Raw genomic sequence first — 8,434 nt, 5'->3', positions numbered from 1 at the left:
GGGGAGAGACTGCGGGCTGGTTCTGTGTGGTGGCTCGGGCGATGGCCGTCTTCCCTCATCTGCCGGTTGGCCCTCCCCGGGGTACCCGGCCCGCGGAAGTGTGACAGTCGAGGGGAAAGTGTCACACTTCGCGGACCCACCTACCCCAGCCGCCCCGGCCCCGGGCCATGTCGCCTTTGGAGGCTGGGGTCTTTTCTAACCAGTAACGGCTCGTGACAGTGGTTAGTTTTGCCCCCGGCTTCCGGCAACGCAGTACAGGCAAGGGGATTCACGGGTCGGCCCGCCGTGGAAGCCCGACACTGGCTGAGAAGCGAGTGGCCCAACGGTCGCTTCTCCGACGTGGGTCAGTCCAGCTCCCCGTATACCGATCCACCCCCTCAACCCACTGTCCCCGTTCGATTACAGTGCTGAACTGACTCGTACGTACGAAGGAGCCCCGAGGAGGTCTTGGTGAGTACGGCAATCGGGGCCGTCTGGGGCCGGGTCGAGCAGCAGGATTTTCGGAGTCGGGTGCGGGGGACGCTGCTCGGGGCCGCCGTGGGGGACGCGCTCGGTGCGCCTGTGGATCTGTTGGCGGGCGATGAGATCCGGGAGGCCTACGGCGCTGAGGGCGTCGTGGATCTTGTCTTCGGGTATGGGCGGCGCGGGGCAGTCACTCATCTCACGCAGCTCAGTCTGTTCACCGTGGATGGGCTGATCCGCGCTCAGGTGCGGCGGGACACCGGGGCCTGGCATCCGCCTACCGATCTGCATCGGGCCTATTTGCGGTGGGCCGCGACTCAGCATGACTGGGGGCCCGATGAGCGTCGTAAGGACGATGGGTGGCTTGCGCGGGAGGAGTGGCTCTATGCGCGGCGCGATCCAACTCGGGCTTGTTTGTTGGGGTTTGGGGACGAGCGGATGGGGACGCTCGACGCGCCCAAGAATCCCGGTGAGGCGGGGGGTGAGGCCGCCGCTCGTTCCGCGCCCTTCGGGTTGCTTGTCGGGTGGGAGCCACAGCTCGTGATGCAGCTCGCCGTGGAGTGTGCCGCGCAGACCCATGGGCATCCCGTCGGGTATCTGTCCGCCGGTGCCTACGCCGTCATCGTGCATGGGCTCGCCCGGGGGGAGAGCCTCGACGCCGCCGTGCAGCGGGCGCTCGGCCTGCTTGCCGTTCGGCCCGGGCATCAGCCCGTCTCCGTCGCTCTTCAGCGTGCCCTCGGCGCCGTACGGCAGGGGATGCCCACCTCCGCGCGGGTCGAGGAGCTCGTGGGGGAGGGGAACGCGGACGGGGTGCTCGCGGGGGCTGTCTACTGCGCGCTCGTCGGCGAGGACGTACGGCACGGGCTGTGTCTTGCCGTGAATCAGGGTGGGCCCTCCGGGGCCGCCGGGGCGCTCACCGGTGGGCTGCTCGGGGCGTTGCACGGCGAGACGGCCCTCCCGCCGGCCTGGCTGGCCGAACTGGAGGGCCGTCCCACGTTGCTTGTGCTCGCCGATGACTTCGCGGTGGAGATGACCCAGGGGCCCGCGTTGCACGGGCCCGCGGGGTCCGCCCCGGGGTGGATCGCCCGGTATCCGCGCGGGAGTTAGCGCGCTACGACTGCCTGCCCACCACGTCGTCCTCGACCTCCGCCTGCGCGGGTACCGCGACCGCCGCCTCTCCGTCGTCGTCCCCGCCGCCGTTGATCTTCTCGATCAGCGCGTCCCGTTCCGGGGTGTCCTCGGGCTTCACGAAGCCGATGAGGATGTAGAGGATCAGGGAGACCGCGAGGGGGATCGACACCTGGTACTGGAGCGGGACTCCGCCGTCGACCTCCCAGTTGATCGGGTAGTTGACCAGCCAGAAGGCGAACAGGCCCGCCGCCCAGCTCGTGAGGGCCGCTGTGGGGCCGGACTTGCGGAACGGGCGGAGCAGGCCCAGCATCATCGGGATCGCGATCGGGCCCATCAAGCCCGCGACCCACTTGATGACGACCGTGATGATGTCCTTGAACGTGGGCGAGTTGACCTGCGTCGCCACCGCCATCGACAGGCCGAGGAAGACGACCGTGGTCACGCGGGCCGCGATCAGGCCCGAACGGTCGTTCCACGCACGGGCCTTGGCCGATACGACCGGTGCCACGTCCCTCGTGAAGACCGCCGCGATCGCGTTGGCGTCGGACGAGCACATCGCCATCGTGTGGGAGAAGAAGCCGACGACCACCAGGCCCAACAGGCCGTGTGGGAGGAGTTGTTCGGTCATCAGGCCGTAGGAGTCGGAGCCGTCGGGCTTCTGTGCGTGGACCAGGAGCGGTGACATCCACATGGGGAAGAAGAGGACCGTCGGCCAGATCAGCCACAGTGCCGCCGACAGCCGGGCCGAACGCTCGGCCTCGTAGGGGCTCTTGGTGGCCATGTAGCGCTGGGCCTGGTTGAGCATGCCGCCGTTGTACTCGAAGAGCTTGATGAAGAGGAACGCGAGGAGGAACACCGTGCCGTAGGTGCCCACCAGCGGTTTCCCGTGGCCCTGGAGCGCCGGTTCGTCCCAGGCGCCGAGGAAGCCGATGCCCTTGTCGTTCAACTTCAGTACGACGGCCACGAACATGGAGACTCCGGCGAGCAACTGGATGACGAACTGGCCGAGTTCGGTCAGCGCGTCCGCCCACAGGCCGCCGATCGTGCAGTAGACCGCCGTGATCGCGCCGGTGATGAGGATGCCCTGGTTCAGGGACACACCTGTGAACACCGACAACAGGGTCGCGATCGCCGCCCACTTGGCCGCCACGTCCACGATCTTCAGCAGCATCCCGGACCAGGCGAGCGCCTGCTGGGTCTTCAGGTTGTAGCGGTTCTTCAAGTATTCGAGCGGGGACGCCACATGGAGCCGTGAGCGCAGCCGGTTGATGCGCGGCGCGAACAGCTTGGAGCCGATGGCGATGCCCAGCGCGATCGGGAAGGACCAGGTGACGAAGGACGTGACGCCGTAGGTGTAGGCGATGCCCGCGTAGCCGGTGAACATCACCGCGCTGTAGCCCGACATGTGGTGCGAGATGCCGGACAGCCACCAGGGCATCTTCCCGCCGGCCGTGAAGAAGTCGCTCACGTTGTCGACGCGCTTGTGCGACCACACGCCGATCGCCACCATCACGCCGAAATAGCCGATGAGCACGGCCCAGTCGAGCCCGTTCATATGCGCCCTCCCACGATTGAGCCGGTTCAGCCCGGGGCTCATCGTGGGCGGTCGCGCGTGAGCACGACAAGTAAGCGTGAGGTCAAGGGGGAGTAAAATCGTTCGGATTGATGTTCCGCGTTCAGCTATGTGAACTCAGCGCATCAGCTCCCCGGCGTTGACCAGCAACGACTGACCCGTGATCGCCCGCGCCCGTTCCGACGCCAGGAACACCGCCGCGTCCGCCACATCCCCGTCCGTCGCCAGCTCGGGCAGCGCCATCCGGTCGGACAGCCGCTTCAGCACCTCCGCCTCCGGCACCTTCTCCGTGTGCGCGGTGAACTGCACGTACGCCTCCACCGGCGGCCCCCACATCCACCCCGGCAGCACGGTGTTCACCCGGATCCGGTACGGCCCCAACTCCCTTGCCAGCGAGTACATCGCGCTCGTCAGCGCCCCCTTCGACGCCGCGTACGCCGCCTGCCGCACCTGCGAGGGAGCGGCTACGGCCGACTGCGTCCCGATGAACACCACCGAGCCGCCGCCCGCCTCCTTCAGCGCCGGCAGGCAGGCCCGCGTCATCTTCAGCGTCCCCAGCAGATTCACGTCGATCACCGACTGCCAGGTGGCGAAGTCCGCGTCCTCGACCCCGCCGAAGTAGCTGTCCCACGCGGCCACTTGGACCACCGCGTCGACCCGCCCGAACCGCTCCCGCGCCACCTCCACGAGCGCCTCGCACTGCCCCTCGTCCGTGATGTCCGTCGCCCGGTACGCCGTGTGCGCGCCGTCGGGGTCGATCTCGGCGGCCGATTTGGCCAGATTCGCCTCCGTGCGCGCGCCGAGCACGGCGTTCCCTCCGTCCCGTACGACGGCCGCGGCGACCTGATGGCCGAGTCCGGCCCCGACCCCCGAGACGACGACGGTCTTGCCCGCGAGCAGCGACATCCGATCCCTCCCGGGGTCTGGCGGTTTATCTGACGGGGCGTCAGAGTATGGGCGACCGGCGGAGGACGGAAGGGGAGCGACGTGAGCGAGGACACCCGGAGCGACGTGTACGCCGAACTGGCCGCCGTAGGACCGTACGGAGTCCGGCCGGGACACGCGCTGATCACCATGGTCGAACCGCATCCCGGCCACGAGTACGCCTACAACCGCTGGTACGAGGACGACCACTACTACGCGGGCGCGATGGCCATGCCCTGGATGTACTCCGGCCGCCGCTGGGTCGCCACCCGCGACCTCCAACTCCTGCGCTCCCCCGAGAAGTCGGCGGTCGCCCAGCCCGTCACCGCCGGCTGCTACCTCTCCACGTACTGGGTCACCGAGGGCCGCTACGACGACCACATGAAGTGGACCGTCGGCATCAACAAACGGCTCAATCGGGATGGGCGGGTCTACCAGGACCGTACGCACGTCTTCACCGCGTTCCAGGACCACGAGGCCACCGTGTACAGGGATGGCGCGGCGGGTCCCCGGGACTTCCACGCCCTCGACCACCCTTACGCCGGGCTGGTGTTGGAGGTCGTCGACAGTGAATCGGCCGGGCAGCGCGCCGAGTTGCTGGAGTGGCTGCGCTCCCGGCAGCTGCCCAAGCGGCTCGCCGGGTCACCGGCCGCGATGGTGACCGTCTTCCGGCCCACCCCGCTGCCGGGCGACCGCATGACCTACGTCAAGCAGGTCGAAGGGGTCGACACCCGGCTCACGCTGCTGTGGTTCCTGGAGGCGGATCCGCGCGACTGCTGGGAGGAGTGCTTCGCGGATCTCGAAGCGCCGGTGGCCGAATCGGGCCTGGGGCGGGTGGAGTTGGTGGCGCCGTTCATCCCCACGGTGCCGGGTACGGACAAGTACGTGGACCGGCTCCGCTGACTACTTCAGCTCATCGGGACAGGGAGTGCCGCGCGGCAACTGGTACGGCGCCGCCAGCCGGTACGTCCCCGCCTTCGGTGCCAGCAACATCGTCCACTTGTCGCCCTTGGAGTCCTCCTCGGTCTCCATCAGGCAGCCGTTGAGGTTGTCGTACGTCTTCGGGGCGCCCTCGGCACGGTGCTTGGACGCGTCGGTCTCCTGCGGGGCCTTGAGGCTCTTGCCCTTCGCGTCGACGATGCTCAGCCACGGCGAGTACGGGATACGGATGAGGATCCGCCCCTTCTTCTTCACCTCGATGGTCAACTCGCCCTGCTCGGCCCGGTCGACGACCGAGTTCGGCTCGGCGAGCGGCGCCGGGTCGGTGACCTGGAACAGCTGCCAGTTGGCGTCGCCCCAGACCTGCTTCAGATACGGCATCCCGCGCTGCACCAGGGCGCGTTCGCGCTCGCCGCCGTCGCCGTCCGGCTCGTCCTTGGGCAGCACGACGTAGTGCACGGCCCAACGCTGAAGCCACTCGTGGTAGTTGGCGGAGTTGAGCGTGTCGTCGTAGAAGAGCGGGTTGCGCTCCATGTCGGCCTGGCGGTTCCAGCCGCGCGCGAGATTGACGTACGGCGCGAGGGCGGAGGCCTCGATGTGGGAGCGGGCCGGGACGACCTCGACGCGGCCGCGCTCGGCGCCGACGGTCTGGAGTTCGTTGACCAGCGGGGCGAGTTCGTGCGACCAGGACGCGGCCGGCGCGGTGTTGATGACGTCGTCGACCGACTTGAAGCCGATCCACCCGGTGAAGCCGACGAAGGCCAGCACGATCACGTACCACTTGCGCGAGCGCGGCACCGCGAAGGGCAGCGCGGAGATCAGCGCGACCCCGGCGAACAGCATCGCCAGCCGGCTGATGTTCGAGCCGATCTGTGAACTGACCAGCCAGACGAGGATGACGCCGATGCTGTACACGGCCGCCGTGATCCGTACGGTCGTCCACTCGCGCGGCACCACGAAGTAGACGATGACCCCGGAGGCCAGCGGCAGGATCATCGAGCCGAACAGCATCGGCTGCGTGCCGGAGAACGGGAACAGCCAGGCGGACACGGCCACCACGGCCGCGGGCGCGAGGCCGAGAGCCCACGCGCCGGGGCGCCGCTTCTGGAGGAACAGGGCCACGGCGACCAGCCCCACGAACAGCCCGGCCACCGGCGACGACATGGTCGCGAGCGCGGCCAGCGGGGCCGCGCACAGGGCCTTCGCCCAGCGTTTGTAGCGCCAGCGGTAGGGCCAGCAGAAGACGACGGCCACCGCGCCGAGCCCGAAGACCAGGCCCAGGCCGTACGTCACCCGGCCCGACGCCGCGTTGCACAGCAGCGCGAAGACACCCGCGAGCGAGGCCCACAGCGGGTTCTTCACCGAGCGGCTGCGGATCAGGATCATGGTCAGCAGGCCCGCCGAGATGGTCCCGGCGATCATCATCGTCGTACGGACACCGAGCACCGACATCAGATACGGCGACACCACGCTGTACGACACCGGGTGCATGCCGCCGTACCAGGCGAGGTTGTACGCCGAGTCCGGGTGGCGGCCGACGAACTCCGCCCAGGCGTCCTGCGCCGCGAGGTCGCCGCCACTGTTCGCGAACGTGAAGAACCAGACGACGTGGAGGACACCGGAGAGGAGCGTGAAGCCGATCACCGGGTGACGGAGGAAGGGGGCGCGGAGGCGGTCGATCAGGTTCGCGAGGCGGGTGTCGCCGCCGCCCGTGTGCGTCGCGGCGTCGTCGTCCGTGGGCCGGGTGTCGTCGTCGTCCGTGTGCCGGGTCTCGGCGGTCGCGCTATCCGGCGTGGTGTGCGCGGGCACGCGTATTCGCGGGCCGGTCACCGGGCCCGGATCGGCATCGTCGGCACGTGTCGGCTCCGCTGTGGCCACCTGAAGGCACTCCCCGTGTCCCGTCTTCTCTTCTCGGCCGCGTTCCGTCCCGTTCCCGGCCTGTTCGACGCCGCGTCCCGCATGACCGGCGACGTGCCCCGATTCGCGACGCTAGCACGCACCCCGCCGACGGGCTCCCGGGTGGGGGCCCGCCGGCGGGACGCGGTGACGTGCATCGCCTCGTGGGTCAGCCGAGGCGGGTCAGCTTGGCGGTCAAGGCCGGTTCGGCGAGATCCTTCTGGAGAGCGACCGGCACCTTGACGGCACCGCTCGAACCGTCGCCCACGGTGAGCGTGCCCACCTTGGTGCCGGCCTTCGCGGTGTGCGGTACGGCGTCGGGGGCGAAGGACAGCTTCACCTTCAGGCCGGCCCAGCCGACCGCCGCGACGTCCTTGGTGACGACGACCGGCGTGTGACCGCCGAGCTGGTCGTCGACGTACCCGACCACGGTCCCCTTCTTCAGGATCTTCGCCGAGGTCATCGCGTCCTGCGCCGCGAGCATCGCCGTCTTGCTGACCGCGTTGACCGTGTCGATGATCGGCGCGGTGTGCTGGCCGAGGATCGCGCCGACGACGACGGCCGTCTCACCGCCGACCTCCTTGGTGGCGGCGAAGAGCAGGTTGCCGCCGGCCGCGGTGGTGGTGCCGGTCTTGATGCCGAGGGAGTCGTTGTACGGCACCAGGCGGTTGTAGTTGGTCCACTTCTTGCCGGACGGGTCGACCCAGCTCGGCAGCTTGGTGATGTCCATCAGCGCCTGGATCTTGACCAGTTGGTTGCCCAGCTTCACCTGGTCCTCGGCGGAGGAGACGGTGGTCTCCTTCAGACCGGACGCGTCGGTGTACGTCGTGTTCGTCATCCCCAGCGACTTCGCGGTGTCGTTCATCTTCTTGATGAACGCCGCCTCGGAGCCCGCGTCCCAACGGGCAAGCAGGCGGGCGATGTTGTTCGCCGACGGGATCATGATCGCCGAGAGCGCCTGCTTCTCCGTGAGGACGTCGCCGGCCTTCACGGTGTTGAGCGTGGACTCGCCGTCCTTGTCGTAGCCGCCCTCCTTCTCGGCGGTCGCGTCGACGGTGATCTTCTCGCCCTCCGCGCCCGCCTTCAGCGGGTGGTCCTTGAGGACGATGTACGCGGTCATCGCCTTGGCCACGGACCCGATCGCGACCGGGGTCTGCTTGCCGAAGCTGCCCATCGTGCCGATGCCGTTGACGTCCATCCAGCCCTGGCCCTCGCTGGGCCACGGGAGGTTCGCCTTGCTGCCGTCGAAGGTGTACGAGTCGTCGGCGGTGAGGGTGAGGGACGGGGTCGGCAGCGGGCGTACGGCCTGTACTACTGCAAACACGATCGCCAGGAGGATGACCAGCGGGGTCCAGATCTTGACTCTGCGGATCGCTGTGCGGACCGGGGTTTCCGGGGGTGGCGGGGTGTTGGTCAGTTCGGCGAGGAGGTCCAGCGGGGGCTCGAACGGGCCTCCCTTCCAACGAAGAATTACCCCAGGGGGTATGCTTACGACCGTAACACTAGTAC

5 protein-coding genes and 1 pseudogene are annotated in these 8,434 nt (G+C 68.7%); 2 read left to right on the top strand and 4 right to left on the bottom strand.

Going from position 1 to position 8,434, the window contains the following annotated elements; all coding sequences use genetic code 11:
• Positions 1-450: 450 nt before the first annotated feature.
• Positions 451-1,569 (top strand): ADP-ribosylglycohydrolase family protein, encoded by a 1,119-nt coding sequence (locus tag ACNFOC_RS46180; protein WP_416964990.1) that lies wholly within the window; start codon positions 451-453, stop codon positions 1,567-1,569.
• A 4-nt stretch (positions 1,570-1,573) separates the two neighbouring features.
• Here the strand turns inward: ACNFOC_RS46180 and ACNFOC_RS46175 are convergent, their stop codons facing one another.
• Positions 1,574-3,148 carry a sodium:solute symporter family protein gene (locus ACNFOC_RS46175; RefSeq protein WP_416964989.1) on the bottom strand — a complete coding sequence of 525 codons (1,575 nt, stop codon included), beginning with the start codon at positions 3,146-3,148 and terminating at the stop codon, positions 1,574-1,576.
• A gap of 135 nt (positions 3,149-3,283) precedes the next feature.
• On the bottom strand, positions 3,284-4,072 hold the full coding sequence (locus tag ACNFOC_RS46170; RefSeq protein ID WP_416964988.1) for an SDR family oxidoreductase: 789 nt from the start codon (positions 4,070-4,072) through the stop codon (positions 3,284-3,286).
• A gap of 81 nt (positions 4,073-4,153) precedes the next feature.
• Here ACNFOC_RS46170 and ACNFOC_RS46165 point away from each other — a divergent pair, with 81 nt between their 5' ends.
• On the top strand, positions 4,154-4,993 hold the full coding sequence (locus ACNFOC_RS46165; RefSeq protein WP_416964987.1) for a hypothetical protein: 840 nt from the start codon (positions 4,154-4,156) through the stop codon (positions 4,991-4,993).
• On the opposite strand, the gene ACNFOC_RS46160 is transcribed toward ACNFOC_RS46165, so the two are convergent.
• Positions 4,994-6,907 carry a DUF8823 domain-containing protein gene (locus tag ACNFOC_RS46160; RefSeq protein WP_416964986.1) on the bottom strand — a complete coding sequence of 638 codons (1,914 nt, stop codon included), beginning with the start codon at positions 6,905-6,907 and terminating at the stop codon, positions 4,994-4,996.
• A 187-nt stretch (positions 6,908-7,094) separates the two neighbouring features.
• A pseudogene (locus ACNFOC_RS46155) lies at positions 7,095-8,434 on the bottom strand (D-alanyl-D-alanine carboxypeptidase); the annotation flags it as partial.

This window comes from Streptomyces colwelliae (assembly GCF_048158785.1).
Lineage (GTDB): Bacteria > Actinomycetota > Actinomycetes > Streptomycetales > Streptomycetaceae > Streptomyces.
The sequence above is the reverse complement of the archived record's forward strand: the minus strand, read 5'-3'. Positions and strand labels throughout refer to the sequence as shown.